Raw genomic sequence first — 26,020 nt, 5'->3', positions numbered from 1 at the left:
GGAGTACGACACAGTCCCGCCACGAGGGGCGTGCGGGCACTTTTTGGGTCCGGACGGTGACCGCGCGGCTACGGCGGGGTGGGTGCGGGGGCACGGGATGGGGGGTGCGGGATACGGGTGCCCGCAGTACCGGGTGCCGGGGTGCGGGGGCAGGGGTGCCGGGTTACGGGGCGTCCGCGGCCGCCGCCCGCGGGTACGGGCCCGTTCGCGCGGGCGTACGGGCCGTTCGCGCGGGCGGCGGCTTCCGGTGCCCGGCCGCCGGGCACAGGCGGCTACAGCGCCGCGTAGCCCCGTTCGCGGAGGGACTGGCCGTACTGCTGGAGGACCCAGAGCTCGTTCTGGACGGCGGCCAGGTGCTGGGGGTCGGCGTTCGGGCCGAGGCGCTGGAGGGCGCCGCGGATCTCCGTGACGCGACTGTTGACGGCGGCCAGCCGGACGGCGACCAACTGGACGCCCGCGTACGCCTCGTCGGGGTCGCGGCGGGTGTGCAGGGGCTCCACGGCCAGTTCGGTGACCATGGCGCGGACCGTGTCGTCGGGGGCGGCTTCGCGGACTCGGGCGAGATAGGTGGTGTCGCCCGCGGCGGACAGGGCGCCGCCCGCGTCCTCGATGCAGCGGCGGACGGTGGCGTACGGGGGCGCGGTGAACTCGTCGACGCCGTACGCGTCGAAGGCGGGCGAGACCAGGTCGGGGCGCTGGAGGGCCAGCTTGAGCAGTTCCCGTTCGACGCGGTGGGCGGGGCTGCGGAGGTTCAGGGCGGGCCCGCGCGGGCCGGCCGGCGGCTGGGCGCCCTCGGGGGCCTGCTGCCCGGCGCGGCGGCCCGTACGGGACGGGTCCTGGCCGTTCTGGCCGTCGCGGCCGCGCTCGCGGGCCCAGCGGGCGAGCTGGCCGACCCGGCGGACGACGAACTGGGTGTCGAGGATGCCGAGCATCCCGGCCAGCTGTACGGCGGACTCGTGCTGGATGGAGCTGTTCTTGATGTTGGCGACGATGGGCGCCGCCTCGTCGAGGGCGGCGGCGCGGCCCACGGTCGTGTCGAGGTTGTGCCGGGCGACGACCTGGCGCAACGCGAACTCGAACAGCGGCGTACGGGCCTCCACCAGCCCGGCGACGGCGGCGTCGCCCTCGGCCAGGCGCAGGTCGCAGGGGTCCATGCCGCCGGGGGTGATGGCGATGGAGGTCTGGGCGGCGAACTTCTGGTCGTCCTCGAAGGCGCGCAGCGCGGCCTTCTGGCCGGCCGCGTCACCGTCGAAGGTGAAGACGACCTCGGAGCCGGAGTTGTCCATCAGCAGCCGGCGGAGGATCTTGATGTGGCCTTCGCCGAAGCTGGTGCCGCAGGTGGCGATGGCGGTGCGGACGCCGGCCAGGTGGCAGGCCATGACGTCGGTGTAGCCCTCCACGACGACCGCCCGGTTGGTCTTGGCGATCTCCTTCTTGGCGAGGTCGATGCCGTACAGGACCTGGGACTTGCGGTAGAGGGGGGTCTCCGGGGTGTTCAGGTACTTCGGGCCGTTGTCGTCGTCGCGCAGTTTGCGGGCGCCGAAGCCGACGACTTCGCCGGCGATGTCCCGGATCGGCCACATCAGGCGGCCGCGGAAGCGGTCGATGGGGCCGCGGCGGCCGTCCTGGGAGAGGCCGGAGAGGATCAGTTCCTGGTCGCTGAAGCCGCGGCCGCGCAGGAACCGGGTGAGGTGGTCCCAGCCGGCCGGGCTGTAGCCGACGCCGAAGTGCCGGGCGGCGGCCTGGTCGAAGCCGCGGTCGGCGAGGAACTTGCGGCCGATCTCGGCCTCGGGGCCGTCCAGCTGCTCGGCGTAGTACTGCGCAGCGATCTTGTGCGCCTCGACCAGGCGGGTGCGCTCGCCCTGCTGGCGGCCCGGGGTGTAGCCGCCCTCCTCGTAGCGCAGCGTGATGCCGGCCTGGGAGGCGAGGCGCTCGATGGTCTCGGCGAAGGAGAGGTGGTCGAGCTTCATGATGAAGTCGACGACGTCCCCGCCCTCTTGGCAGCCGAAGCAGTGGTAGAGCCCCTTGGCCGGGCTGACGTGGAACGACGGGGACTTCTCGTCGTGGAAGGGGCACAGGCCCTTGAGGTTGCCGCCACCCGCGTTCCGCAGCTGGAGGTACTCGGACACGACGGCGTCGATCGGGACCGCGTCCCGCACCGCCTTCACGTCGTCATCGTTGATCCTGCCAGCCACCCCTGAATTCTACGGGTGGGATACGACAGTCCCCGCCGCCCCCGCCCGGCGGGGGACGCCGGACCCGGTGGAAAGCTGCCGGAACGCCCGGTAGGCCCGGGACGGCAGCCCTCAGGCCATCAGCTCCAGGAACCGGTCCAGCCCGATGTTGCCGCCGGAGACCACCGCCCCGACCCGGCGCGGCAGCGGATCGACGGCGCCGGCCAGCAGGGCGGCCAGCGCGGTCGCCCCGCTCGGCTCGGTGACGATCTTCAGCCGTTCGAAGGCCAGCCGCATCGCGGCCCTGATCTCGTCGTCGCCGACCAGCACCACCGAGTCCAGCAGCCGGCGGTTGATCGGGAACGTCAGTTCGCCGGGCTCCGGCAGCGCCTGCCCGTCGGCGATGGTGCGCGGTACGGGGACGCGGACCCGCTCACCGGCCGCCAGCGAGCGCCGGGTGTCGTCCCCGGTCTCCGGCTCGACGCCGATCATGCGGATGCCGGGGACGAGCGCGGTGGCGGCGACGGCCGAGCCCGCCATCAGACCGCCCCCGCCGACCGGCGTGAGCAGGGCGTCCAGCGGGCCGGTGTCCTCGATCAGCTCCAGGGCGGCGGTGCCCTGGCCGGCGATGACGTGCGGATGGTCGTACGGCGGGATCAGGGCCAGGCCGCGTTCGGTGGCGAGCCGCGCGCCGAGCGCGGCCCGGTCGCCGGTGTAGCGGTCGTACGTGACGATCTCGGCGCCGTAGCCCTCGGTCGCGTCCCGTTTGGAGCGCGGCGCGTCCTCCGGCATGAGGATGACGGCGCTGCTGCCCAGTTCCCGGGCGGCCAGGGCGACCGCCTGGGCGTGGTTGCCGGAGGAGAACGCCGCGACGCCGCGCGCGAGCTGCTCCGGCGCCAGCCGCGACATGGCGTGGTAGGCGCCGCGGAACTTGAAGGCGCCGGCCCGCTGGAAGTTCTCGCACTTGAGGTGCACCTCGGCGCCCACCAGGGTGTCCAGGGTGCGGGACCGGAGCACGGGGGTGCGGTGGACGACGCCCTTGATGCGGGCGGCGGCGTCCTGGACGTCGTCGAGCGTGACGGTGGCTCCGCTCACGGGTGGGTGTCTCCCTGGGCGTCGGCTGCGGTACGGGGGCTTGTGCGCCTTCTCGTGCGCCGGGCGCGCGGACGCGCCCGGCGGTGCGGGCTCAGAGCAGCGAGTCCAGGGCCACCTGCGGGTTGGCCAGCGCATTCGGGTCGAGGACCTGGCCCGAGCGGATGAGCTGCTGGATCGGCCCGGTGACGTCCCACATGTTGACGTTCATGCCCGCCAGCAGCCGCCCCTCGCTCAGCCAGAAGGCGATGAACTCGCGCTTGCCGACGTCGCCGCGGCAGACCACCTGGTCGTACGAGCCCGGGGGCGCGTAGCCGGAGTACTCCAGTCCGATGTCGTACTGGTCGGAGAAGAAGTAGGGGATCCGGTCGTACGTGACGTCCTGGCCGAGCATGGCGCGGGCCGCGGCGGGGCCGCCGTTGAGGGCGTTGGCCCAGTGCTCGACGCGCAGCCCGGCCGGTTCGCCGTCCTCGGAGGGCAGCAGCGAGTACGGGAAGGCGGCGATGTCACCGGCCGCGAAAATGTGCGGATCGGAGGTGCGCAGCGCGGCGTCCACGGCGACGCCGCCGCCGTGCGCCGGGTCGACCAGGGTGAGCCCGGCCTGCTCGGCGAGGGAGGTGCGCGGGGCGGCGCCGATCGCGGCGAGCACGTCGTGCGCCGGGTGCTCCTCGCCGTCGTCCGTGCGCGCGGCCAGCACCACGCCGTCCTGTCCGGTGATCTCGGTCAGCCGGGCGCCGAAGTGGAAGCGGACGCCGTGCTCGCTGTGCAGGTCGGTGAAGAGGCTGCCCAGTTCGGGGCCCACGACGCTGTGCAGCGGCGTCGGCTCGGGCTCCACGACGGTCACCTCGGCGCCGTACGAGCGGGCGGCGGCGGCCACTTCCAGGCCGATCCAGCCGGCCCCGGCGATGACGAGGTGGCCGTTGTCCCGGCCGAGGGACTGAAGGACGCCGCGCAGCCGCTCGGCGTGCGCCAGACGCCGCAGGTGGTGGACGCCGACCAGGTCGGTGCCGGGGATCTCCAGGCGCCGCGGCTCGGCGCCGGTGGCCAGCAGGAGCTTGTCGTACGCGATCAGGGTGCCGTCGCCGAGCCGGACCGTGCGGGCCGCCGGGTCGAGGTGGACGGCGGGCTGGCCGAGGTGCAGTTCGATGTCCGCGCCGGCGTACCAGGCGGGCTCGTGGACGAAGACGCTGTCGCGCTCCTCCTTGCCGAGCAGGTACCCCTTGGAGAGCGGGGGGCGCTCGTACGGGTGGTCGCGCTCGTCACAGATCAGTATCACCCGGCCGGTGAAGCCTTCCGCACGAAGGGTCTCGGCGGCTTTTGCCCCGGCCAGGCCACCCCCGACGATGACGAACGTCTGGTGTGCGTCGACCACTTGCTTCCTCCTCGCTGCGGCGCGGTGCGTCCGCGTCCGTGAACGCCCCCGGTCGTGTCCCCGTTCTACCCCCCGCAGTGCTTGCGCCGCGTACTGCCCGGCGCGGGCGGCCGCGTGTCACCGCCCGGCCGCGCGCGGATCTGTCATATCGCGTTCCGCGGCCGTCCACCCCGTCGTGCCCCTGTTTTGTTTCCCCGGTTCGCGGCACTCAAGCTTGAGCGTCCCGCAGCCGGCGTGCCGCGGGAAGAGGGCCCGTGCCCCAGGGGGCGCACCGGTCCCGGCCACGGTGGCCCGGCGGCGCGGGCGGCGCTGGTCAGAGCGTGCCCCGCGGCCGGGTGAGCCGGGCGTGCAGGGAGCGCGCCGAGGCGTCGGTGAGGGCGGCGATCTGGTCGATCAGGGCGCGCATCCGGGCGGTGTCGTCGCCCGCCGCCTCGGCCCGGTCGTACAGGGCGCGGAACTGCGGGTCCAGGCCGTCGGGTGCGCGGGCGACCAGCGCCTCGGCCAGTTCGGCGATGACGACGCGCTGGTCGGCGCGGAGCGCCTCCTGGTCGGGACGGCGCATGACGTAACGTTCCGCGACCGCCTTCAACACGGCGCATTCCAGCCGGGTTCCGGGCGGTACGACGAGCCGGGCGCGGTGCCGGGTGAATCCGCCGGTGCCGGCACGGCCCGGCAGGTGTCCCCACTCGGCCCGGGTGGCGGTCTCGGCGGCGAGGCAGAAGCGGCCGATGAGCTGGCTGGTGGCGTCCTTCAGGCGGGCCTGGGCGACGGCCGTGCCGTCGTAGCCGTGCGGCCACCACTCCTGGTCGAGCAGGCGGTCGAGGGCCTCGCCCAGTTCCGCCGGGTCGGCGCCGGGTGCGTAACGTCCGGCGGCGATCGCGAACACTTCGGCACGTTCGGGCCCGGCGAGCAGGCAGTTCGGGTCCAGGTAGCCGGCGTGCAGTCCGTCCTCCACGTCGTGCACCGAGTACGCCACGTCGTCGGCCCAGTCCATGACCTGCGCCTCGAAGCTGCGGGACGCCTCCGGCGCGCCCTGCCGGAACCAGGTGAAGACGGGCAGGTCGTCCTCGTAGACACCGAACTTGGACGAACCGGGGTCGGTGGGGTGGCCGCCGCGCGGCCAGGGGTACTTGGTCGCGGCGTCCAGGGCGGCGCGGGTGAGGTTGAGGCCGACGCTGACGGCCGTGCCGTCGGTGTCGGGCACGAACCGTTTCGGTTCCAGGCGGGTGAGGAGCCGCAGCGACTGGGCGTTGCCCTCGAAGCCGCCGCAGGGCGCGGCGACCTCGTTGAGCGCCTGTTCGCCGTTGTGCCCGAACGGCGGGTGGCCCAGGTCGTGGGCGAGGCAGGCGGTCTCCACCAGGTCCGGGTCGCAGCCGAGCGCCGCGCCGAGTTCGCGGCCGACCTGGGCGCACTCCAGGGAGTGGGTGAGACGGGTGCGGGGGCTGGCGTCCCACAGGTGTTCGGTGGTGCCCGGGGTGACGACCTGGGTCTTGCCCGCGAGGCGGCGCAGCGCGGCGGAGTGCAGCACCCGGGCGCGGTCCCGTTGGAAGGCGGTGCGGCCCGGGCGTTTGTCGGGCTCGGGGACCCAGCGTTCGGTGTCGGCCGCTGTGTACCCCGTACCGTCGTGGCCCGCTTCGCGGCCCGTCGTTCGTGTGCCCGTCATACGCTGACGGTAGCCGCCCCGAGGGAGTCCTGGACGCACCCGCCGCGTGCAGCGAGGGCCTGGTCGTAACGGTGCAGGACCAGCCGGGCCAGCGCGGGGTGGTCGCCGAGCGGTGCGGCGGCGGGCCCGGGGGCGGCCGCGGCGCACTGGGCGGCGAAGCGGCCGGGCGCGGTGAAGCAGGAGGCGAGGGCGGGCCGCCGGTGACCGCGGGCGGCGAGGACGCGCAGCGCGGCGGGGACGGAGAGCGGGGTGCCGGGCGGGCCGCCTTCCGGGGGCGCCGAGGCGTAGGCGGGCAGGACGGGCACGCCGCCGAGCCGCTGGGACAGGAGCCGCGCCGTACGGGCCGTGTCGGTGGCCGATTCGGGAGCGCGGGACCCGGCGGCGGCCAGCACGACGGCGCTCGGACGCCGGGCACCGGCCTCTTCGAGGCGGGCGTGCAGGGCTTCGGCGAGCAGGGGGTGGGGGCCGAGCGGGCGGGCGAGGCGCGCGGCGAGGTGCGGTGCGCCGGCCAGCGCGGCCGGGATGTCGTGGCCGACGTGGTGCCCGCGGGCGAGCAGCAGCGGTACGGCGACGGCCTGGCCGTCCAGCTCCGCCAGTGTGTCCGGGAGCAGGGGCGCGTTCAGCTCGATGTGGCCGAGACGGACGACGAGCCCGGGGCGCAGCTCCCGTACCCGGTCCAAGAGGGCGGTGACGGTGCGCAGCGCGGCGGGGTCGCGGCTGCCGTGGGCCACGGCGACGAGGGCGGGGGCGGCCGGTGGGCGGACGGGACGGGCGCCGTTCGGTGGTCCGGCCGGGCAGGGGGCGTCCGGGCGGCGGGCCTCCGGTGGGCGGCCAGCGGGGGGCCGCGGGGCCAGGCCGCGCAGCCGGACCCGGCTGAGCCGGTCGCCGAGCTGGATGCTGATCTCCGTCATGAGCTGCGCCGTACTGTCGAAGGGAACCGGGGCGCACGGAGGGGCCGCGGGCGGCGGGGGCGGGGTCGACGCCTTCATGGGGGGAGCCTGGCATCGGGGCGTTGCCGGGCCGTTGCGCGGGTGTGACGGCTGGTTTCCGGTGGCTGACGGGCCGCCGGGTACGGGCGTGAGGGGTACGGGTCCGGTCCCCCGGCCTCCTCACCTCCCCCGTACGGGCGCCGTGAGGCCCGCTTCGCCGGCCCGTAACGCCGTCCCGGACCGGCGGAAACACGGGCGTCGCAGGCTGGCCGTATGAACGCCGCCAGCCCCCGCACCACCGCCGACCCGGCGGCCGAGCTCCCGAAGCCGCCCCCTGCCCCTGCCTCGGCCCCGCTCCCGGGCCCGGCAGAGCCCGTCGACACCCACTGCCCGTACTGCGCCCTCCAGTGCGGCATGGGTCTGCGCCTCCTCCCGGCGGGCGCCGCGGACGCCCCCGCCGAGGTCGTGGAACGCCCCGCCTTCCCCGTCAACCGGGGCGCCCTGTGCGGCAAGGGCCGCACCGCCGCCGAGGTGCTCGCGCCCGGCGTCCGGCTGACCGAGCCCCTGGTACGCGACCGGGCGACCGGCCGGCTCGTCCCGGCGGACTGGGACACGGCCCTCGACCGGGTCGCCGAGGGCCTGTCCCGTACCGGCACGCGGCACGGCAAGGACGCGGTGGGCGTCTTCGGCGGAGGCGGTCTGACCAACGAGAAGGCGTACGCGCTGGGCAAGTTCGCGCGGGTGGTGCTCGGCACGTCGCAGATCGACTACAACGGCCGGTTCTGCATGTCCTCGGCCGCCGCCGCGCACCAGCGGGCCTTCGGCCTGGACCGCGGGCTGCCCTTCCCGCTGGCCGACGTCGCCCGCACCGGCTGCGTCGTCCTGGTCGGCTCCAACCTGGCCGAAACCATGCCGCCCGCGCTGCGCCACCTGACGGAGCTGAAGGAGAACGGCGGCCGGCTGATCGTCGTCGACCCGCGCCGTACCCGTACGGCCGACCAGGCCGACCTGCACCTGGCACCGCGCCCCGGCACCGACCTGGCCCTCGCGCTCGGCCTGCTGCACCTGGTGGTGGCGGAGGGCCGTACGGACGAGGAGTTCATCGCGGCGCGCACCAGCGGCTGGCCGGCGGCCCGGGCCGCGGCGATGGCGCACTGGCCGGAGCTGGTCGAGCGCATCACCGGCGTACCGGTCCCGCAACTCCGTGCGGCGGTCGGCCTGTTCTGCTCGGCGGACAGCGCCATGGTGCTCACGGCCCGCGGCCCCGAGCAGCAGTCCAAGGGCACGGACACGGTCGGCGCGTGGATCAACCTGTGCCTGGCGACCGGTCACGCCGGACGCGAGTACTCCGGGTACGGGTGCCTGACCGGCCAGGGCAACGGGCAGGGCGGCCGCGAACACGGTCAGAAGGCCGACCAGTTGCCGGGCTACCGCAAGCTGTCCGACCCGGCCGCGCGGGCGCACGTCGCAGGGGTGTGGGGCGTACCCCCCGAATCCCTGCCGGGCCCCGGACGCAGCGCGTACGAACTGCTGGACGCGCTGGGCCGGGACGTCCGCGCCCTGCTCGTGATGGGTTCCAACCCCGTCGTCTCCGCACCCCGCGCCGCCCATGTCGAACAGCGCCTCCGGAGCCTGGACTTCCTCGCGGTGGCCGACGTGGTGCTCTCGGAGACCGCGGCCCTCGCGGACGTGGTCCTGCCGGTGGCCCAGTGGGCCGAGGAGACCGGGACGACGACCAACCTGGAGGGCCGGGTGCTGCTGCGGCGCCGCGCCCTGCCCCCGCCCCCCGGCGTCCGTACGGACCTCCAGGTCCTCCATTCCCTCGCCACCCTCCTCGGATGGGAGAAGGGCTTCCCCGCCGACCCGGAGGAGACCTTCGACGAACTGCGCCGCGCCTCCGCCGGCGGTCCCGCCGACTACGCCGGCATCACCTACCGCCGGATCGCCGCCGAGGACGGCGTCTTCTGGCCCTGCGCCGACGAGGAGCACCCCGGCACCCCACGGCTCTTCCTGGACCGCTTCGCGACCCCCGACGGCCGGGCCCGCTTCGCCCCGGTCACCCACCGCCCGGCGGCCGAGGAGCCCGACGACCGCTACCCGGTGGTCCTGACGACCGGCCGCGTCCTGGCCCAGTACCAGTCGGGCGCCCAGACCCGCCGCGTCCCGGAGCTGAACGCCGCGGCGCCCGGCCCGTACGTCGAGATCCACCCCCGGCTCGCCCGGCGGTACGGCATCGAGGACGGCCGGCCGGTCGCGGTGGTCTCCCGCCGCGGCCGGGCGGTGGCCCCCGCCCGCTTCAGCGAGGCGATCCGCGCGGACACCGTCTTCATGCCCTTCCACTGGCCGGGGCCCGGCCGCGCCAACACCCTCACCAATCCGGCGCTGGACCCGGTGTCGGGGATGCCGGAGTTCAAGACGTGCGCGGTACGGCTGGAGCGGGTGGAGGAGATGTAGGGGCGCTGCACGGTGCCTTCACGGCGTGCAGGCTTCGGCGATCGAGAGGCTGTTCTCGTAGAGGTGGTGGCGGGTGATGCGGCCGTTCTCGACGGTGAGATGGAGGGCGAAGGGGCCCTCGAAGGACTTGCCCGTCGCCCGTACGGTGCCTGCCACGTGTCCCATCAGGACGGCGTCGGTGCCGTCCACGAGGAACGTGCCGACGGAGGCGTGCGACTTCCCGGGCACGGTGTGGGCCGCCAGTTCCTCGGCCTGGGCGGCGCATTCGGCGGCCGTGCGCCGGGGGCGTATCCACGGGACGGCCGGGTTCTCGGCGAGCAGCCAGTCGACCTCGTCGGCGAAGAGTTCCGTGAGCCGCCCGGTGTCACCGGCCAGCCGGGCGGTGAGGAACTCCTGCACGACGGCCCGGGTGGTTTCGGCGGCGGATCGCACGGGAGTGACCGGAGTCGGCGTGTGCGGGGTGGGATCGGCGGTCATCGCGTGCTCCTCGCTGCGGCGGGCGGGTCCGGCGGATGCGGCTTCCTCGACGGGGCCGATCCTGTCGCGGGAGGGGCGTGCGGTCGATTACTCCCGGGGTAATGAGGGCCTCAGTGGTGCCGCATCTTCCCGCCGACGTTGTGGATCATCCGCTGGAGCACCTTCAGCGTACGGACGTACTCCTCGTCGCTGATGCCGTCGTGGATCCGGGCGCGCATCTCCACCTGGAGGGCGGCGCAGGTGGCGCGCAGGTCCGCGCCCTCGGCGGTGATGTGCAGCCGGTCGCCGCCGGCGGCGGCGAGGCCGCGGCCGAGGAGGTCGTCGACGGCCGCGCCGATGCCGTCGGCGCCGGTGTCCAGATAGCCCTTGAGCATGTCGGTCACCTCCGTCCGGTCACGGCCGTCGGCGTGGCCCGCGAGCTGGTTGAGCACCCACCACTGGGGCTGGTTCAGGCCGTGGCGGGCCAGCCCGGCGCGGATGTGGGTGACGGCCGCCGTGTGGGCGGCCCAGGCCCAGTAGCCGATGGGCTGGCCGGCCAGTTCGGCGTCGCTGTGCGAGTACTCCATGGTGGTGCCTCCTCTGCCCGTTACGGGCGTCGTGCCTGATGAGGAAGAACCTAGGAACTCAACCGGACTTGAGGTCAACGGTGGCGTCGGTCACGCGGCCGGGGACCGTCGGCGTCCCCGGCCCGCCGCACGGTCACGTACGGCCGTGCGCCTCGACCTCCTTGAGGTACGCCTCGCGGGTCGGCTCGTCCAGGAAGGACGCGCGGAAGGAGTTGCGGGCGAGGGTGCGCAGGGTCTCCTCGTCCAGGTTCAGGGCGTCGCGTACGGCGGTGAAGTTGTCGTCGGCGTAGCCGCCGAAGTAGGCGGGATCGTCGGAGTTGACGGTGACCAGCAGGCCCGCTTCCAGCATGGCGGGCAGCGGGTGGTCGGCCAGTTCGCCGATGACGCGCAGCCGGACGTTGGACAGCGGGCAGACGGTGAGCGGCACCTGGTCGGCGACCAGGCGGGCGACCAGCCGCTCGTCCTCCAGGCAGCGCACGCCGTGGTCGACCCGGTCCACGCCGAGGACGTCCAGCGCCTCCCAGACGTACGACGGCGGGCCTTCCTCGCCCGCGTGCGCCACGCACTTGAGCCCGGCCTCCCGCGCCAGCGCGTAGACCTCCCTGAACTTCGACGGCGGGTGCCCGACCTCCGCCGAGTCCAGGCCGACGGCGGTGATCCGGTCCAGGTACGGGCGGGCCGCCTCGAAGGTGGCGAGGGCCGACTCGGCGCTCTCGTCGCGCAGGAAGCACATGATCAGGCGGGTGGTGATGCCGTACCGCTCCTCGGCGGTGTCCAGGGCGCGCGTCAGGCCCTCGATCACCGTGCCGACGGGGACGCCGCGCGCGGTGTGCGCCTGCGGGTCGAAGAAGATCTCCGCGTGCCGGACACCCTGGGCCTCCGCGCGCGCCAGGTAGGCGTGGGTGAGGTCGGCGAAGTCGTCCTCGGTGCGCAGGACCGCCATCAGCGCGTAGTAGAGGTTCAGGAACGACTGGAGGTCGCTGAAGGAGTACGCGCGACGCAGCTCGTCTTCGGTGGCGTACGGCAGGGTGACGCCGTTGCGCTCGGCGAGGGCGAAGGCCAGCTCGGGTTCCAGGGTGCCCTCGATGTGGAGGTGCAGTTCCGCCTTGGGGAACGGGGGGTTCGCCGGGCTCGGGGTGGAGGGGGGCACGCTGGGATCACACCTGTCTGCTGCTGGGGCCGCCGGGGCTTCCAGTACTGGCGGAGCCGCCGGGTCCTGTTGCGGTTCGGGGGAAGTCGTCCAGATTAACCGGGCGGCGGCGCTGGACGGGCGGCCGGGGCGGCCGTACAGGGCGGCGCCCCCGCAGCGCGTCCGCGCAGCCAGTCGCCGCCGGGTATCGGTGGGCCGGACGCGCGCAGCCGGGCGGCGAGCGGTGCGGCGGCCACGTACATCCAGGCCCGTACGCTCCGGCCGTCCACGCACTCGGCCTGCCGCGCCACCCGCTCGTAGAGGTTGCCGGGGCCGCCCGGAACGTACCCCTCCAGCCGGTCCAGGGCGGCGCGCACGGAGTCGTAGGCGTCCTCGCGCGGCGCTATGAGGTCGCCGTGCACGACGGCTTCGGCGGGGCCCGGCACGGCGTACGGATAACCTGGTCCCTCGTACAGCGACACGCCTCTGACCAGGGCGGATTCCTCGGACGCCGTGCGGCCGCGCAGGCACCGGGCGTGGTTGGCCCGGCCGGGGCGCAGCGTTCCGTAGACGAAGAACGGCAGGCGCTCGGGCTCGGTGGTCATCCGGGCGGGCTCCTTCGGGTGCGGTACGGGGCGGGGGCCCGGCCCCCTCGTTCCCGCAACCATGCCAGGCCACGGCGCGTCGCTGCTTGCGTCAGCAACAAGAACAACGGGGGCAACGGATGACACAGCGGACGCATCAGTCACAACAGGCACAGCGGCCACAGCAGGCACAGCGGGAAGGGCGGCTACGGCGCGTACGGAGCCGAGTGCGCCTACCCCGGACGCGGCGCGGACAGCGGCGGGTCTTCCAGGTCGCCGTGCTGGCGTGCGTCCTGGCACTGCTGCCGGCGACGTGGATGAACGCCGCCGCGGCGTCCCGGATCCGTACGGTCGAGGACGTCCCGGCGGCGCCGGTCGCCGTGGTCTTCGGCGCGGGGCTGTGGGACGGCGAGCCCTCCCCGTACCTGGCGCACCGGCTGGACGCCGCCGCCCGCCTCTACGAGCGCGGCACGGTCCGCGCGCTCCTGGTGACCGGCGACAACAGCCGCGAGGACTACGACGAGCCGGACGCCATGCGCCGGTACCTGGTCGCGCACGGCGTCCCGGCGGACCGGATCGTCAGCGACTACGCGGGTTTCGACACCTGGGACTCGTGCTCCCGCGCCCACCGGGTCTTCGGCGTGGACCGGGCCGTCCTGGTCAGCCAGGGCTTCCACATCCGGCGCGCGCTGGCGCTGTGCGGTGCGGCCGGTATCGACGCGTACGGGGTCGGCGTCGACGCCCGGCACGACGTGACCTGGTACTACGGCGGGACCCGCGAGGTGTTCGCGGCGGCGAAGGCGGCGGCCGAGGCCGCCGTACGGCCCGATCCGCGCTTCCTCGGGCCGAAGGAGGACGGGGTGTCGGTGGCGCTGCGGTGACGGCGGCGCCGCGGTGTGTCACGGCAGGGTGACGGGCCACGGCTGCGCGGTGTGCGACGTCAGCCGGTGGCCGGCACGTGCGGCGCCCCCGCCCGGCGGGCCGTGATGACGTCCAGCATCTGCTCGCACGCCGTACGGAGCAGGGACGGCAGGTCCACGTCGGCCATGGGGCCGCACATCGCGTCCTCCAGCTGCGTGCGGACTCTCAGCAGAGCCGGGTCCGGCTCCCCGTACGCGTCCAGCAGTTCGAGGGCGCGCCGGGCGCCGTCGGCGCAGCGGGCCGGGCCGTACGCCGGGGGTTCGTCCAGCAGGCCGTGGGCGCTGCTGAGGAGAAAGGCGGCCAGCAGGACGATGTCATCGGTCAGGTCGGGTGCTGTCGTCGGCTGGTCAGGTCCAGGTGCCATGGCGGATCACTTCGTCACGGTGGCGTCGGGCGGAGGGGCGCACCGGGTCCGCCGGGTGGCCGACCGGTACGAGGAGGACGGGTTCGAGGTGGGGCGGCAGTGCCAGCAGGCGGCCGACGGCGGTCCGGGAGAAGCTGCTGACGGGACAGCCGCCCAGGCCGGTCGCGTGCGCGGCCAGGAGCAGGTTCTGTACGGCCATGGCCACGCACAGCAGCCCGACGTCCGTGGGCCCGCTGTCCTCGCGGGCGGCACGGTCGCGGTCGAAGCACGCCGTGACCACCAGCGGCGGCAGGCCGATCATGCCCGGCGCGAAGGCCCGCAGGCAGCGCACCGTGTAGGGGTCCCGGACGGCCACGAAACCCCATGCCTGCTTGTTGGCGGCCGTGGGTGCCGCCGGCATGACGTCCAGCAGTGCGTCGAGCAGCGCGTCGTCGACCGGTTCGCGGGTGTAGCGGCGCACCACCGCACGCGACCGCAGCAGGTTCAGGAACGCCGTTCGTGCCGCCGCGGAGTCGGTCGCCTCCGGCGTGGTCCCGGCGGGGCACGTCACCAGAGCACCGGCAGGCGTTCAGGTGTGCGTTTGATCCAGCCGGAGCGCCAGTTGAGCTCATCGGCGGGGACGGCCAGGCGCAGGCCGGGCAGGCGCGCGAGCAGGGCGGTGAGCGCGGTGGCCGCGTGGGCCCGGGCCAGCGTGGTGGCCGGGCAGTAGTGGCGGCCGCTGCCGAACGCCAGGTGGGGATTGGGCGTCCGGGTCAGGTCCAGCCGGCCCGGGTCGCGGAAGACGGCCGGGTCGTGGTTGGCGCCTTCGACCAGGACGAGGACGAGGTCGCCCGCGGCGACGGGCACGCCGCCCAGTTCGGTGTCCCGGGTGGCGATGCGCGGCAGTGCGTCACCGATGGACAGGTTGTAGCGCAGCAGTTCCTCCACCGCCGGGCCGATGGCCTCGGGGTGGTCCCCCAGCCACCGCCGTTGCTCGCTGTCACGGAGCAGGAGCAGGATCGCCAGCGTCAGGAAGGCGGAGGTGCTGACCGCTCCCGCTTCGAACAGGGAGTGCAGCGTCATCGTGAGGTGTTCGTCGGTACTCGCCTCCTCGCCGCCACCGCTGTCGGCGCGGACCCGTGCCAGCGCGCCGAGGAGGCCGGGCGCGTCGGTCGCGCCGGGCGCCCGCAGCAGCCCGGCCATGTGGGACATTCCCTTGTCCCAGTTGGCCAAGGCGCCTTCGAGGGGGCGGGGCGCGGTCATGATGCTGATGTCCAGACCGCTCATCAGCCGGCGCCAGTCGTCGTCGGGCAACCCCAGGACGGTGCACATCACGGACGCGGTGTAGGGGTCGGCGAACCGGTCCTTGAGGTCGACGGGCGGGCCCTCGGCCAGCAGCTCGTCGATCAGTGCGTCGGCCCGGTGCCGGAACCGGTCCGCCGCCTGCTTGATCGCGCGGGGCGACAGGGCCTGCATCACGGCATCCCGCGTCCCCTCGTCCTTGATGCGCGACAGGTTGTTGCGGATCTGGACGGGGAAGGTGGGCGCGTACTGCTGGGGCGCGCCGGGGGCGGCGGTGGCGGAGAGGCTGAAGGTCTCGTCGTCCAGGACCCGGCCGGCCAGGTCGTAGGTGGACACCAGCCAAGCCGGGTCGCCGGCCAGCGTGCGTACCCGGGCGACCGGGCGCTCGTCGCGCAGCCAGGCGCACTCGGCGGGGACGACGTCACCGCGCCGGGAGAGCGGGAAGGCCACGTCCGTACCGGCGGGGTGGGCGGCCTGCTCGCCGGGAGGCCGTCCGCTCACGTCACGTCCCCTGCTCCGCCGGGACGCCCGGGCGCTGAGGAGCCGGCGTCTCCCGGACGGCCGGCGTCGTCCGGATGCGCGGGAGCGTCGTCCGGATGCACGGGAGCGTCGTCCGGCGTCACCGCCAGGAATGCCTGGTTGTCCGCCGCCCGCAGACCGTTTTCCCGCATGTAGAGCGGCCCGAGGACAGGCGTGAACAGGTGGTAGCAGGAAACCGACGAGGGCACGCCGAGAATGCTCGGGGTGTCCACGAAGAAAGGCAGTTCGCCGCTGAGATACTGCAGCCCCGCCCGCACCTGGTCGTCTTCCGCCGCGTCTGCCGGGCCGCCGGCCACGGGCCCGGCGGCGGAATGCGTTCCACCCGTATTCTGCGGCTGGCCCAGCAGATGGATACGGATCATGTCGTGGCAGGCGTCCGCGAATTCCGGGTCCTCGCAGAGGGCCCTGTCGATGTCCGCCCGCAAGCGCTGGTAGGCGCCGTTGTGCTGGAAGTCCGAGAGCAGGTGGGTACCGGGCACCGGACCGTCGGGCGAGGCCGATTGGACGGCTTTGCGGATTCTGCGGCGCACGTCGGTGACGCGTCTGCGAGCCCGCCTTCCGACGCTCTCCGGAGCGGCCCCCTCAGCGGTCAGCACGGTGTCTATGTGCAGGTCGGCACAGATGATGTCGACGGCCCGGAAGTGTCTTTGCGCCCAGTGCACCAGCGCGGTGAGCCGTTCAGCGCTGAAGTAACTGTTGTTCGTGCTCACTCCGATCAGCGCGTGATCACCACGCCGCCGGATACGGTCGCACCGGTCAGTGAAAGGTCGCGTGCGAAAATTCACAGCAGCCTGCGATGCACTCATGCCCAACCTCCTGACTGCCGGAAAGGAGACAGGGAAAGCGGCCGCCCTGTCATTCCTGCGGATCGTCGCGCCCTGCCCCGCACCACCGAGTGCGTTACTTTCTGAGTGCCCGGAGCCGCCGCACGCTGACCGCCACCCCTGCCCATTTCACCCATTCAGCTCACGTGAACGTTTCCCAGGTGGCGCGCGGCACCAATGAATGCTCCGGCGTACGCCCGCCGGCACACCATTCGACGAGAAAACGCTTACGGGAAGGGCGAGCGGGAACGGCCTTGCACATGACGTGCCTCCGGAAAGGCGAATTCCTCATGACAGCAGCAGACATGACTCCCTACGGCAAAGAGGCCGCGCAGGTGGCCGATCGGGTCGCCGCGCGCTATGCCGAAGTGGCGCCCGCCCACCAGGATTCCCAGATCGCCGTCATCGAGCGGCTGTTGAAGCGTCTGCCACGCGGGGCCCGGGTGCTCGACGCGGGCTGCGGCACCGGACGGCCCACCTGTGCGCAGTTGTGTGCGGGCGGCGGGCTGGACGTCACCGGGATCGACGTGTCGGAAGCGATGCTGGCGGCCGCGCGCGCCAACGTGCCCGAGGCCCGGTTCCTCCTGGTGGACCTGCTCGGCGAACAGGCCACCGGGCTGGGCACGTTCGACGCCGTGGTCAGCTTCTTCTGCCTGATGAATCTTCCCGAGCCGGTGTTCGTCTCGGCGCTGGCCCGCTTCGCCTCGCTCGCCCGGCCCGACGGAGCCGTCATCGTCGGCGTTCCCGAACGCCCTGGTGAGACACCCGTCGAGGGCCTTTACGGGACGTATCACCCACCTCGGTGCACCCGCCAGGACTTGCGGCGCCGCGCCGGGCTCGCCGGGCTGACGGTCGAGGAGATCGAGGTCCGGCCCGGCACCGGCATCATGGGCGCGGAAGAGGACCATCTCTTCCTCCACGCCCGTCCCGCGTCCTCTCCGGATCGCTCCGGGTGAGCACGGAGCCGCACGGCACCGCGGGCCGTACCCGTCACCGGGTGACGGCGCGGGCGTAGAGCCGGAAGACCTCCGAGCCGTAGTACGGGCTGTAGGACGTCCGGTGGCCGTCCGGGCCGGACGGGCCGCCGCCGTTCAGGCCGCCGATGTTGCCGACCACGTACCCGGTCTTCGTCCGCTCGTCGAAGCGGCTCAGCCACGGGCCGCCCGACGTGCCGCCGTAGAACCCGCCGCACTCCATGCGCAGCTGCCGCTGCCCGGTGAGCCGGCTGGTCCGTACATCGCACCGGACGGCCTGGTCGGCGGGGTCGTTGCGGGCGGTGGGGTAGCCGATGACGGTGACGTCCGTGGTGTAACCGGGGGTGCGCAGCAGGATGTTGCCGCCGGTCACCGACTCCAGTGTGCGGCCCCGGCCGTCCGGCGCGACCGTCGCGAACGCGAAGTCCAGGTCCGATCCGGGGCCGGTGCCGCTGCGTCGCGGGTCGGTGAAGCCGCGTTCGACCGCCCAGACCCCGTACGGCTGGGTGGTGGCGCCGGAACGATACTGCGGTACGAAGGCCGCACGGGACCCCGGCTTGCAGTGCCCGGCCGTCAGGATCAGGTCGCGGTGCGGGCTGCGGACGACGCTCGCGGTGCAGTGGTGGGCCCGTGCGTCCTGGTCGACGGAGAACAGCACGCCGACGGAGGGCACGCCGCCGAAGTGCCGGGCGGACCGGGCGGCGCCCGCCGTGGCGCGCGCGCCGGGCGCACCGGCGCTCTCCCCCGGCGGAGCGGCGCTCTTGCCGCTGCCCGCGCCCGCCGGGACGGCCGCCGCCATCCGCCCGGCCGTCCAGTACCGGGCCGCGTCCTCGCTCGTCCAGCCGCCCGCACCCCCGCCGCTCCCGCCGTCACCGGCCGCGTCGGTGACGGCGCCGCTCGCGGGCGCCACGAGGAGGCACAGCGCCAGCCCGGCTCCGGCAGCGCTCAGCCGGCCACGGGCCCGCCGTCCGCCCCGGCGCCCGCGGCCGCCCCGCCCCGCTGGTCCCCGTAGCTCGGACCCCCGTAGCTCGGACCCCCGTAGCTCGGACCGCCGTACCTCGGGCCCCCGCGCCCCGGACCCCCGCGCCTCGGACCGCCCTCCCACGTCAGCTCGTCTCCTCCGCGACCCACGCGAGATAGCCGGCCCCGCCCCGCGTGACGGGCGTGGCGATGATCTCCGGCGTGTCGTAGTCGTGCGCCGCGACGAGGTACGCCTCCAGCGCCTCGTACCGAGCGGCCGCCGTCTTGAACAGCACCTGCCACTCCTGTGCCGTCTCGATGGCCTGCTCCCACCGGTACACGGACGTGACGGGCGCACTGATCTGCGCGCACGCCGCCACCCGCGCCTCCACCGCGCCGCGCGCCAGCGTCTCCGCCTTCTCGGCGCTGTCGGTCGTCGTCATGACGGTCAGGAAGCCGGCCGGGCCGCCGTCCGCTGCCGCGGCGGGTTCCCGCCGCCCGCCGTGTTCCGCCGGTTCGTCTCGCATCCGGACGCCTCCTTCGGGCACTGGGTCGCTGATCAGGTTCCTCGCATCGTACGGACCCCGGCGATCGCCCGGCCGCCGCCCGCCGGCCGTGCGCCGTCCGACGGCGATTCCGCGGCCGGGCGGCCATTCGGCAGCCGACCGGCCACCCGTCAGGATGGACCGGGCCGCACGGCGGTGCGGTGGGCGGAGGCGATACGGGTACCAGTACCGGAACCGGCGCCGATCCCCGGCGCCGTGGCCCCCCGACGACCCCCCGACGGACCCCGATGGACCCCCGATGGACCCCCGATCGAAAGGCCGCGTCATGGACGACCTCAGCTCGCTCGCCCGCCGCCAGCTCGACGACGCCAGGGCCTCCGCTCACGGGCGCAGCGCCCACCTCTTCCTCCAGGACGGCCCGCTCCGGCAGACCGTGATCGCGCTCATCGAGGGCGCCGCCCTGGACGAGCACGTCACGCCCCCGGCCGCCAGCCTCCAGGTGCTGCACGGCCGGGTGCGGCTGACCGGGACGAGTGACGACCGGGACCTGATCGCCGGGCAGGTGATGCCGGTCCCCCACGAGCGGCACGGCCTGAAGGCCCTTCAGGACTCCGCCGTCCTGCTGACCGCCGTCACGGCGACGAAGTCCATGAACTGACGGCAGCCGGCCGCCACCGGCCCCAGGCCGGTCGGCGCCATGGCCCTCAGGCCAGCCACTGGTCGAAGGCCAGCTTGCACAGCAGCGTCACCACGACCACGACCAGCACCCCGCGCACGAACCCGGCCCCCCGCTTGAGGGCCATGCGCGCGCCGACCGTGCCGCCGACGAAGTTGAACACCGCCAGCAGGGCGCCCAGTTGCCACAGAACCGTGCCCTGGTAGGCGAACATGGCCAGGGCGCCGACGTTGGTGCACACGTTGACGACCTTGGCGGTGGCCGAGGACGTCACCAGGTCCATGTGCAGGATCGCGGCCAGCGCGACGACGAGGAAGGCGCCGGTGCCGGGGCCGATGAGGCCGTCGTAGAAGCCGATGCCCAGGCCCGCCACCAGGAGCGCGGCCAGGAGGCGCCGCCGGGTGACGGGCCCCGAGGGCGGCGGGGCGGTGCCGAAGGCCGGGCGCAGGAGGACGAACGCCAGGACACCCACCAGGACGGCCATGATGAGCGGGCGCAGCACCGCGCTGTCGATGCCCGCCGCGAAGAACGCGCCGCCCAGCGAGCCGCCGAGTGCGGCCAGGCCGATGCGCAGGGCGGTGCGCAGGTCGATCGGGGCCTTGCGTACGTAGGTCCAGGCCGCGGCGGCGGTGCCGACCACGGCCGTGGACTTGTTGGTCCCCAGGACGTACGCGGCGGGCGTGTGCGGGAGGCCGACGAGCAGGGCCGGCAGGAGCAGCAGACCGCCGCCGCCCACGACGGCGTCGATCCAGCCCGCCGCCAGGGCGGCCAGGCACAGCAGGAGAGTCGTCGTCAGAGATATGTCTGCGGGCACCGGCCGATCTTAAGGAGCCGGGCGGGGCGGGAGGGGCCCGCGTGGCAGGAGTCACAGAAGTGGCGTACGGGGGACGCCCAGGGACCGCGCAAGGGGCGGGTGGCGCACGGGTGATGGGCGGGTGGCGGGCGGCCCGTGACCGCCGCCCGCCACCCGTCCGTATCAAGGGCGCCCCGCCCCGGCACTGGTGGGGCGGGGCGCCGCGTCCGTCATCCGGCGAGGGCCTTGGTACGCCGGTGAGGACGGTCAGGGACGGACCGCTGCGGGCGGTCCTTGGGGAACCGCTGGGGGCGGTCCTTGGCGGAGCGTTGCGGGCGGTCCTTGGCGGGCCGCTGCGCGCGTTCCGCGACCGGCCGTTGCGCGCGGTCCTTGGCGGGCCGGTGCCGGCGATCCGTCGTGGCACCTTGTGGGCGGTCCGGTCGGCGTTCCGTCGCCGACGGAGCCGACGGGGGTGCCGGGCTCGCCGGGTCCGCCGACTTGGCCGTACGGAAGCGGGGCGTGCGCAGGACGGCGTGGTACGCGCGCGACTTGAGGGCGTAGTACGCGAGGCGCGGGGTGAAGGGCTTCATGCGAACCCTCGTGTTCCGGCGTCGGCGGCCGGTCGGCCCAGCAGGTCCGCCAGCCCCTCCGCCAGGCCGCCCGCCCAGCAGGCGTGGTCATGACCGCCGTTGTACTCCCTGTACGTGACCGGATGGCCGAGGACACGCAGCGTGTCGCGCAGTTCCCGGGAGCGGGTGCGCGCGTCGCCCGCGTACCGGCCTGCCCGCAGGTGGGTCCGCAGCTCGCGGCGGCCCCCCGCGGCGAACCGTTCCGCCAGCCAGGACGGCCGTTCCGCGACGTCGCTCCCGTTCACCGGGCCCGCCCCCTCCGGCCGCCACCACAGCGCGGGCGACTGGGCCAGGACGTTGCCGAACCGGTGCGGCGCCGCGAAACCGGCGTACAGCGCGGTGAGTCCGCCCAGGCTCTCGCCCGCGGCCACCGTGCGCGACGGGTCGAACGTCACCGGCAGCCGCGCCGCTGCCCAGGGCAGCAGTTCGGCGGCGAGGAAGTTCGTGTACGCCTGCCGGCCGCCGAACTCGCGGGCGTGGGTGGCGTTGTCCACGGCGTCCGGCGCCAGCACGACCAGCGGCGGCAGCACGCCGTCCGCGATCAGCCGGTCGAAGAGGCCCTGCACCCCGAGCCGCCCGAACCACATGTCGCCGTCCAGGAGCACCAGCGTGTCGGCCCCGCCGTCCGGGAGCGGCCCCGGCGGTACGTACGTCCAGATGTCGCGGCGGGCGGCGAGGGCGGCACTGGTCAGCCGGTGCCGTTCGACCGTACCCCGGGCCATGTTCCCGTCGGGTCCGGCGGCCCACGGCCGCCACGGCTGCGGCGGGGCGTCGGGCAGCTCGAAGACCGAGCCGCCCTCACCGCGCCAACGCGACGGCATGACGTGCGGGTTGAGCGGGTCGGGCCGCGCGGCGGCGAGCAGCGGGAGCAGCCGGGCCTGGAAGTCGTCCGCAGGCTCGGAGACCGGCGCCGGCGACAGCACCGGCGCCGCCGACACCGCCTGCGCCGACACCGGCACCTCCGGCATCGCGACCGAAACGTCCCCCGTACGGGCCCGTCCGCCCTCCGCCCCCGTGTCGGGCGCGATGACGTACGACCCGCGGTGGTCGGAGGGCAGCCGGTAGGTGAGGTGCCAGACGTCGGTGCCGTGGATCCGGCGCATCAGGCTGCCCGCGAGGTGCGCGCGGTCCACCAGGCGGTCGACCAGCAGGAGGACCCGGCGGGTCCGGTCCGTGCCGCGCCACAGGAAGGTGACGGCCCGGTGCTCGGGGTCCCAGGGGATCGGCTCGACGAGCGGGGTCCCCTGCGTGGCGGCCTCGGCCCAGAACTCCCGTACGGCGGCGTCGCGTCCGCCCGCCACGGAGGCGGCCAGCGCGACGATCCGCGGGCTGTCCACGATCTCGGCCGGTGCCGGGCGCGACGTGTGCGGCGGGCCGGCGGGCACGGCTTCCGCCGCCCCCGTTCCCGCCGGTCCGCCGGAGGGTGCGCCCGGCACCGTCCCCCGTACCGCTCCCGTCGCCGTACCCGTCGCGGCACCCGGCAGGGTTCCCCCGACCGCGCCCGTCGACGTGCCCACCGATGTCTTCATCGACGCTCCCATCGACAACCCGCTTCCCGCCCGGCGCTCCGGCGCGGGCACAGACGACTTCGGCCGGGTCGTACGCAGCGCGTCCGACCTCGACTTAGGTAAGCCTAACCTAATCGCACATCGGTCGCCGGGACAACACCCACGGGGACGGGCGGCGGGGCGCCCCGGCCGGACGGAGTCAGGCGCCGTAGAGCGTGATGAAAGGGGCGATCCGGGGGCCGGCTTGGTTGTTGCGCGTCGTGCCGTACTGGATCTCGTGGAGGTTCGCGTAGATGCGTCCGGCGATCCGGGCGTGCTGCGCGGCGGGGAGACTCTCGTTGTTCATGCCGGCATGAACGATGCGCGACAGACGCTCCCAGTTGTTCTCCAAATCCACACCGAATCCACCGATGAACGAGTAGGAGCCCTCCCCGTCGTAATCGCTGCCCGCGTGGATGCTCCGGGCGATACGGTTCTCGATCCAGCCGAAACGGGCGGCTTCGGAGGTGGCGCCGATGACGAAGGCGATGTGGGACCGCGCCCCGTACCAGTTGTTCTCCGTCAGCCCCGTCATCGTGTCGAGGTACTGGAACATGTGACTCGCGTCGTAGGAGGCTTCACTACGAGCCTGGGACTCGGCCAGGTCCCTGTAGTGCCCGGTGTAGGGAAGAACATCGAACAGCATGTTGCCCTGGTTGCGGTAGAAACGGCTGAACCCCGTCACCATTTCCCGCGGGGCTTCTCGGAAGCTGTAGTTCTGTCCCTGGACCGTGAAGCCGTCGAGGTAGAGGTTGTCCGCGCGCAGATACAGGGACAGCCGGTGCTGGGTGGCTGCGCCGCGGTCCCTGACCCTGACCTCGATGTAGCGGCCGGTGCCCTGCGGCATGCTCTCTCGCACATCGTTGAGGATCTGGTGACTGGAGATGTCCCGAAGGCGGGCGACCATGGCACGGTAGTTGCTGGCCGCGCCCGGACTGGCGGTCTTGCCCTTCATCCCCGTGATGTCCCACTCGATGACGGTCCACGGCTGGGTGGTGTCCGCGTGGGCCGGTGTCGCATTTCCGTTCAGCAGTCCGCACGCAGCGAACAGCGCAAGACACAGAACGCCGATCCGTCTGCCGACGCCACGTACGGCGGATATCGGATGCATCGATTTCTCCCTAACGCTTCAGCCCGAAGCCCCGCAGCAGGACTTCGCAACAACCTGACTCCGAGGCAACAGTCAGCGGTACGGACGCGTACCGGCGCCGCCGTCCTTGCCCATCGGTGACAGACCGCCTGGGTACACAGGACAGCCCGAACCGGCCGCCGGGCCACGGCGGACAACGCCACGGCCACAGCAGGCGTCCCTCACCCTGGCCTGCGGACCTAACGTTCATCTAATGCCAGCACCACGCGCCGCTCCCCGGCCGCGACCGCCACGGCCGAACACTTCGCTCCCCCGAGCAACCGACGCGTGCTTCCCGAAGACATGGCTGCTCGCGTCGTGCCAGGGCTTCTTAGAGAGTTCTTAACCCCGCGCACTATCCACGTGTCCATGGATTCCAAGATCACCCCGACCGGCGGCGAGCCCCGCCCCGGCGCCCGCACCCGACCCCGCTCCCGTACCGGTACGCGCGTGCTCGCCGCCTCCCTCGTACTGACGGCCACGGCCACTGTCGGCGCCTCCGGGTGCAGCAGCCAGGCCGTGGCCGGGACCGTCGGAGGGCGGCACATCGACATCCCCGTACGGGGCGGCACGGCCACCGTCGACACCGGCACGCTCGCCGTCAACGCCCGTACGGCGGACGGCAGGAGCCTGGCCCTGTCCGCCCCGTCCGGCACCGCCCTCGGCACGCCCGGCCCGGTCGAGCGCACCGACGGCGGCGCCCGCTGGAGCTACCCGGACCAGGGCCTGACGGTGACCGCGCGCGCCGACCACGGGCGGCTGCGGGTCAGCATGAAGGCGGACCGCGACGGCTCGCTCACCTGGCCGGTGACCGGCACCGACCGGGCCGCGTCGTCCGTCCAGCTGCCGCGCGGCGAGGGCCTGGACATCCCCGTGCGCGACGCGTTCTGGAACTCCGCGAAGGGCGGCCTCACGGGCGACGCGATCGACGTGGGGGGCCAGCTCGAACTGCCGCTGTGGGGCTACTCCCTGGGCAAGGGCCACGGCGTCAGCTACCTCACCCCCACCGACCTCGGCACCTCGCTGAAGTTCCGCTCCGACGGCGGACGGCTGACCACCTCCACCACCCACGCCTTCGACGGCGGCGACGGCACCCGCGACTACACCGTCACCTTCGCCCTCACCGACGGCAACCCCGTCGCGCCCGGCGCCGACTACCGCTCCTGGCTCTCCGAGCACGGACAGCTCGGCAGCCTGCGCGAGAAGATCCGCAGGAATCCGGCGAACGGCCGGCTGCTCGGCGCCTTCCACGCGTACGTGTGGGGCGACGCGCGCAAGGCCGGCGGCGTCGAGGAGCTGCGGAAGCTGGGTGTGGACCGGATGTGGCTCGGTTACGACGCCGGGGCCGATCCGATGGACGCCGCGGCCGTGAAGGCGGCGAAGAAGGCGGGTTACCTCGTCGGCCCGTACGACACGTTCGCCAACGGCCAGGACCCGAAGAGCGCCGACTCCCCCACCTCCAAGTGGCCCGGCACGGTCTACCCCGACTTCTGCGTACGGGACGCCGAGGGCAAGCCGGAGACCGGGTTCGGCGACCGCGGCTGCTACCTCAGCTCGCGCGCCTTCGAACAGGCCGAGCCGCAGCACCACTACCTCGCCGACCGCACCCGCGCCATGACCGCCAACGACGCCGACAGCTACTTCCTCGACGTCGACGCGACCGGTGAGGAGTTCCGCGACCACAGCGCCGCCCACCCGATGACCAAGGCGGACGACCGCGCGAACCGGCTGGCCCGGATGCGGCGCCTGGCCCAGGACAAGAAGCTCGTCCTGGGTTCGGAGAGCGCCCAGTCCTGGGCCAACGAGGTGCTGGCGTTCAACCACGGGGCGGCCACCCCGGTCGCCGACGGCCTGTGGAAGCTCCAGCGCGACAAGGAGACCTGGGGCGCCTGGTACCCGCAGAGCGCCCCCAAGATGTTCTTCAAGCCGGTCGAGCTGCCGGCCGACCTGGCGAAGGCGATGTACGACCCGGCCTACCGGGTGCCGCTGTACGAGACCGCGCTGCACAGCTCGCTCGTCAACGCCGAGCGGTGGGAGCTGTCGTACAACAAGCTGCCGAAGCAGAAGACCGACCGCGCGCTGCTGGCGATGCTCTACAACATCCCGTTGAACTACGTGCTCGACGGCCCGTCCATCAAGAAGTCCGGGCCCGAGCTGGCCGCGCTGCAGAAGTACTTCTCACCGCTGCACAAGGCGGCGGGCACCGAGCAGCTGACCTCGTTCCGCCGCCTGACCGACGACAACCTCGTGCAGCGTACGGAGTTCGGCAACGGCAAGCTCACCGTCACCGCCAACTTCGGCACCACGGCCCACGCCGGCCTCCCCGGCGGTTGCGTGGACGCCCGGCTGCGCGGCGACGAGCAGCCGCGGCGACTGTGCCCGGCGAAGGCTGCGGGCTGAGGAAACAGGGGGCTGACGCGTCAGGGGGCCGACGAA

24 protein-coding genes are annotated in these 26,020 nt (G+C 73.8%); 5 read left to right on the top strand and 19 right to left on the bottom strand.

The window, feature by feature from the left end:
• Positions 1–272: 272 nt before the first annotated feature.
• The 5 genes from dnaG to JXZ78_RS19535 all read right to left on the bottom strand — a co-directional run bounded on the left by dnaG (position 273) and on the right by JXZ78_RS19535 (position 7,290).
• The gene (gene dnaG / locus JXZ78_RS19555) at positions 273–2,195 is read right to left on the bottom strand and encodes a DNA primase (protein ID WP_030022390.1); all 1,923 of its coding nucleotides are present in this window, start codon (positions 2,193–2,195) and stop codon (positions 273–275) included.
• Positions 2,196–2,306: 111 nt separating this feature from the next.
• A complete protein-coding gene (locus JXZ78_RS19550; protein WP_030022389.1) occupies positions 2,307–3,269 on the bottom strand; it encodes a pyridoxal-phosphate dependent enzyme in 963 nt (320 codons plus the stop codon).
• A 91-nt stretch (positions 3,270–3,360) separates the two neighbouring features.
• Positions 3,361–4,638: an NAD(P)/FAD-dependent oxidoreductase gene (locus JXZ78_RS19545; protein ID WP_030022388.1), complete on the bottom strand. Its 1,278-nt coding sequence runs from the start codon at positions 4,636–4,638 to the stop codon at positions 3,361–3,363.
• A 313-nt stretch (positions 4,639–4,951) separates the two neighbouring features.
• Positions 4,952–6,301: a deoxyguanosinetriphosphate triphosphohydrolase gene (locus JXZ78_RS19540; RefSeq protein ID WP_030022387.1), complete on the bottom strand. Its 1,350-nt coding sequence runs from the start codon at positions 6,299–6,301 to the stop codon at positions 4,952–4,954.
• Entirely contained in the window at positions 6,298–7,290 is a 993-nt protein-coding gene (locus JXZ78_RS19535) for a sirohydrochlorin chelatase (protein ID WP_050502764.1), read from the bottom strand. Before JXZ78_RS19535 ends, JXZ78_RS19540 begins: the two co-directional genes overlap by 4 nt.
• Positions 7,291–7,644: 354 nt before the next feature.
• Between JXZ78_RS19535 and JXZ78_RS19530 the strand changes: the two genes are divergently transcribed.
• Complete coding sequence (locus JXZ78_RS19530; RefSeq protein ID WP_050502767.1) at positions 7,645–9,684, top strand: molybdopterin oxidoreductase family protein; 2,040 nt, start codon at positions 7,645–7,647, stop codon at positions 9,682–9,684.
• An 18-nt stretch (positions 9,685–9,702) separates the two neighbouring features.
• Here the strand turns inward: JXZ78_RS19530 and JXZ78_RS19525 are convergent, their stop codons facing one another.
• From JXZ78_RS19525 to JXZ78_RS19510, 4 genes are all read right to left on the bottom strand, one after another.
• Positions 9,703–10,161, bottom strand: coding sequence for a nuclear transport factor 2 family protein (locus JXZ78_RS19525; protein WP_030022382.1), 459 nt, complete (start codon positions 10,159–10,161; stop codon positions 9,703–9,705).
• Between the two features lie 110 nt (positions 10,162–10,271).
• On the bottom strand, positions 10,272–10,727 hold the full coding sequence (locus JXZ78_RS19520; protein ID WP_030022381.1) for a MarR family winged helix-turn-helix transcriptional regulator: 456 nt from the start codon (positions 10,725–10,727) through the stop codon (positions 10,272–10,274).
• 133 nt (positions 10,728–10,860) lie between these two features.
• The gene (locus tag JXZ78_RS19515) at positions 10,861–11,877 is read right to left on the bottom strand and encodes an adenosine deaminase (RefSeq protein ID WP_050502763.1); all 1,017 of its coding nucleotides are present in this window, start codon (positions 11,875–11,877) and stop codon (positions 10,861–10,863) included.
• A gap of 95 nt (positions 11,878–11,972) precedes the next feature.
• A complete protein-coding gene (locus tag JXZ78_RS19510) occupies positions 11,973–12,461 on the bottom strand; it encodes a gamma-glutamylcyclotransferase family protein (RefSeq protein WP_050502762.1) in 489 nt (162 codons plus the stop codon).
• 206 nt (positions 12,462–12,667) lie between these two features.
• Here JXZ78_RS19510 and JXZ78_RS19505 point away from each other — a divergent pair, with 206 nt between their 5' ends.
• Positions 12,668–13,321, top strand: a complete 654-nt coding sequence (locus JXZ78_RS19505; RefSeq protein WP_030022378.1) for a SanA/YdcF family protein — start codon at positions 12,668–12,670, stop codon at positions 13,319–13,321.
• A gap of 59 nt (positions 13,322–13,380) precedes the next feature.
• Here the strand turns inward: JXZ78_RS19505 and JXZ78_RS19500 are convergent, their stop codons facing one another.
• From JXZ78_RS19500 to JXZ78_RS19485, 4 genes are read right to left on the bottom strand one after another with little or no spacing between them, the layout of a single operon-like run.
• On the bottom strand, positions 13,381–13,725 hold the full coding sequence (locus tag JXZ78_RS19500; protein ID WP_050502761.1) for a DUF6092 family protein: 345 nt from the start codon (positions 13,723–13,725) through the stop codon (positions 13,381–13,383).
• The gene (locus JXZ78_RS19495; protein WP_238783237.1) at positions 13,709–14,275 is read right to left on the bottom strand and encodes a nitroreductase family protein; all 567 of its coding nucleotides are present in this window, start codon (positions 14,273–14,275) and stop codon (positions 13,709–13,711) included. Before JXZ78_RS19495 ends, JXZ78_RS19500 begins: the two co-directional genes overlap by 17 nt.
• The gene (locus JXZ78_RS40810) at positions 14,272–15,507 is read right to left on the bottom strand and encodes a cytochrome P450 (RefSeq protein ID WP_050502760.1); all 1,236 of its coding nucleotides are present in this window, start codon (positions 15,505–15,507) and stop codon (positions 14,272–14,274) included. Before JXZ78_RS40810 ends, JXZ78_RS19495 begins: the two co-directional genes overlap by 4 nt.
• Positions 15,504–16,352 (bottom strand): tRNA-dependent cyclodipeptide synthase, encoded by an 849-nt coding sequence (locus JXZ78_RS19485; RefSeq protein ID WP_078624487.1) that lies wholly within the window; start codon positions 16,350–16,352, stop codon positions 15,504–15,506. Before JXZ78_RS19485 ends, JXZ78_RS40810 begins: the two co-directional genes overlap by 4 nt.
• A gap of 308 nt (positions 16,353–16,660) precedes the next feature.
• Between JXZ78_RS19485 and JXZ78_RS19480 the strand changes: the two genes are divergently transcribed.
• Positions 16,661–17,326 (top strand): class I SAM-dependent methyltransferase, encoded by a 666-nt coding sequence (locus tag JXZ78_RS19480; RefSeq protein ID WP_157851668.1) that lies wholly within the window; start codon positions 16,661–16,663, stop codon positions 17,324–17,326.
• A gap of 34 nt (positions 17,327–17,360) precedes the next feature.
• Here the strand turns inward: JXZ78_RS19480 and JXZ78_RS19475 are convergent, their stop codons facing one another.
• Positions 17,361–18,254, bottom strand: coding sequence for a trypsin-like serine peptidase (locus JXZ78_RS19475; protein WP_238783236.1), 894 nt, complete (start codon positions 18,252–18,254; stop codon positions 17,361–17,363).
• Between the two features lie 196 nt (positions 18,255–18,450).
• Complete coding sequence (gene cutA, locus JXZ78_RS19470) at positions 18,451–18,747, bottom strand: divalent-cation tolerance protein CutA (protein WP_030022367.1); 297 nt, start codon at positions 18,745–18,747, stop codon at positions 18,451–18,453.
• 388 nt (positions 18,748–19,135) lie between these two features.
• Between cutA and JXZ78_RS19465 the strand changes: the two genes are divergently transcribed.
• Positions 19,136–19,468 (top strand): cupin domain-containing protein, encoded by a 333-nt coding sequence (locus JXZ78_RS19465; protein ID WP_030022365.1) that lies wholly within the window; start codon positions 19,136–19,138, stop codon positions 19,466–19,468.
• A 46-nt stretch (positions 19,469–19,514) separates the two neighbouring features.
• Here the strand turns inward: JXZ78_RS19465 and JXZ78_RS19460 are convergent, their stop codons facing one another.
• The 4 genes from JXZ78_RS19460 to JXZ78_RS19445 all read right to left on the bottom strand — a co-directional run bounded on the left by JXZ78_RS19460 (position 19,515) and on the right by JXZ78_RS19445 (position 23,566).
• A complete protein-coding gene (locus tag JXZ78_RS19460) occupies positions 19,515–20,300 on the bottom strand; it encodes a sulfite exporter TauE/SafE family protein (protein ID WP_030022364.1) in 786 nt (261 codons plus the stop codon).
• Between the two features lie 209 nt (positions 20,301–20,509).
• Complete coding sequence (locus JXZ78_RS19455; RefSeq protein ID WP_030022362.1) at positions 20,510–20,869, bottom strand: hypothetical protein; 360 nt, start codon at positions 20,867–20,869, stop codon at positions 20,510–20,512.
• Entirely contained in the window at positions 20,866–22,437 is a 1,572-nt protein-coding gene (locus tag JXZ78_RS19450; RefSeq protein WP_078624484.1) for an alpha/beta hydrolase-fold protein, read from the bottom strand. Before JXZ78_RS19450 ends, JXZ78_RS19455 begins: the two co-directional genes overlap by 4 nt.
• Positions 22,438–22,615: 178 nt before the next feature.
• Complete coding sequence (locus JXZ78_RS19445; RefSeq protein ID WP_030022359.1) at positions 22,616–23,566, bottom strand: ribosome-inactivating family protein; 951 nt, start codon at positions 23,564–23,566, stop codon at positions 22,616–22,618.
• A gap of 387 nt (positions 23,567–23,953) precedes the next feature.
• Here JXZ78_RS19445 and JXZ78_RS19440 point away from each other — a divergent pair, with 387 nt between their 5' ends.
• Positions 23,954–25,984: a glycoside hydrolase gene (locus tag JXZ78_RS19440; protein WP_078624483.1), complete on the top strand. Its 2,031-nt coding sequence runs from the start codon at positions 23,954–23,956 to the stop codon at positions 25,982–25,984.
• Positions 25,985–26,020: the final 36 nt, after the last annotated feature.

The sequence above is a fragment of the Streptomyces monomycini genome, assembly GCF_022271435.1.
Lineage (GTDB): Bacteria > Actinomycetota > Actinomycetes > Streptomycetales > Streptomycetaceae > Streptomyces > Streptomyces monomycini.
This window is presented reverse-complemented; position numbering and strand designations above follow the sequence as displayed.

Coding starts and splice junctions, on each gene's coding strand:
- JXZ78_RS19440 (WP_078624483.1), top strand. CDS start 23,954: ATGGATTCCAAGATCACCCCGACCGGCGGCGAGCCCCGCCCCGGCGCC.
- JXZ78_RS19450 (WP_078624484.1), bottom strand. CDS start 22,437: ATGAAGACATCGGTGGGCACGTCGACGGGCGCGGTCGGGGGAACCCTG.
- JXZ78_RS19540 (WP_030022387.1), bottom strand. CDS start 6,301: ATGACGGGCACACGAACGACGGGCCGCGAAGCGGGCCACGACGGTACG.
- JXZ78_RS19510 (WP_050502762.1), bottom strand. CDS start 12,461: ATGACCACCGAGCCCGAGCGCCTGCCGTTCTTCGTCTACGGAACGCTG.
- JXZ78_RS19480 (WP_157851668.1), top strand. CDS start 16,661: ATGACAGCAGCAGACATGACTCCCTACGGCAAAGAGGCCGCGCAGGTG.
- JXZ78_RS19535 (WP_050502764.1), bottom strand. CDS start 7,290: ATGAAGGCGTCGACCCCGCCCCCGCCGCCCGCGGCCCCTCCGTGCGCC.
- cutA (WP_030022367.1), bottom strand. CDS start 18,747: ATGACGACGACCGACAGCGCCGAGAAGGCGGAGACGCTGGCGCGCGGC.
- JXZ78_RS19485 (WP_078624487.1), bottom strand. CDS start 16,352: ATGAGTGCATCGCAGGCTGCTGTGAATTTTCGCACGCGACCTTTCACT.
- JXZ78_RS19500 (WP_050502761.1), bottom strand. CDS start 13,725: ATGGCACCTGGACCTGACCAGCCGACGACAGCACCCGACCTGACCGAT.
- JXZ78_RS19530 (WP_050502767.1), top strand. CDS start 7,645: ATGGGTCTGCGCCTCCTCCCGGCGGGCGCCGCGGACGCCCCCGCCGAG.
- JXZ78_RS19525 (WP_030022382.1), bottom strand. CDS start 10,161: ATGACCGCCGATCCCACCCCGCACACGCCGACTCCGGTCACTCCCGTG.
- JXZ78_RS19465 (WP_030022365.1), top strand. CDS start 19,136: ATGGACGACCTCAGCTCGCTCGCCCGCCGCCAGCTCGACGACGCCAGG.
- JXZ78_RS19455 (WP_030022362.1), bottom strand. CDS start 20,869: ATGAAGCCCTTCACCCCGCGCCTCGCGTACTACGCCCTCAAGTCGCGC.
- JXZ78_RS19445 (WP_030022359.1), bottom strand. CDS start 23,566: ATGCATCCGATATCCGCCGTACGTGGCGTCGGCAGACGGATCGGCGTT.
- JXZ78_RS19520 (WP_030022381.1), bottom strand. CDS start 10,727: ATGGAGTACTCGCACAGCGACGCCGAACTGGCCGGCCAGCCCATCGGC.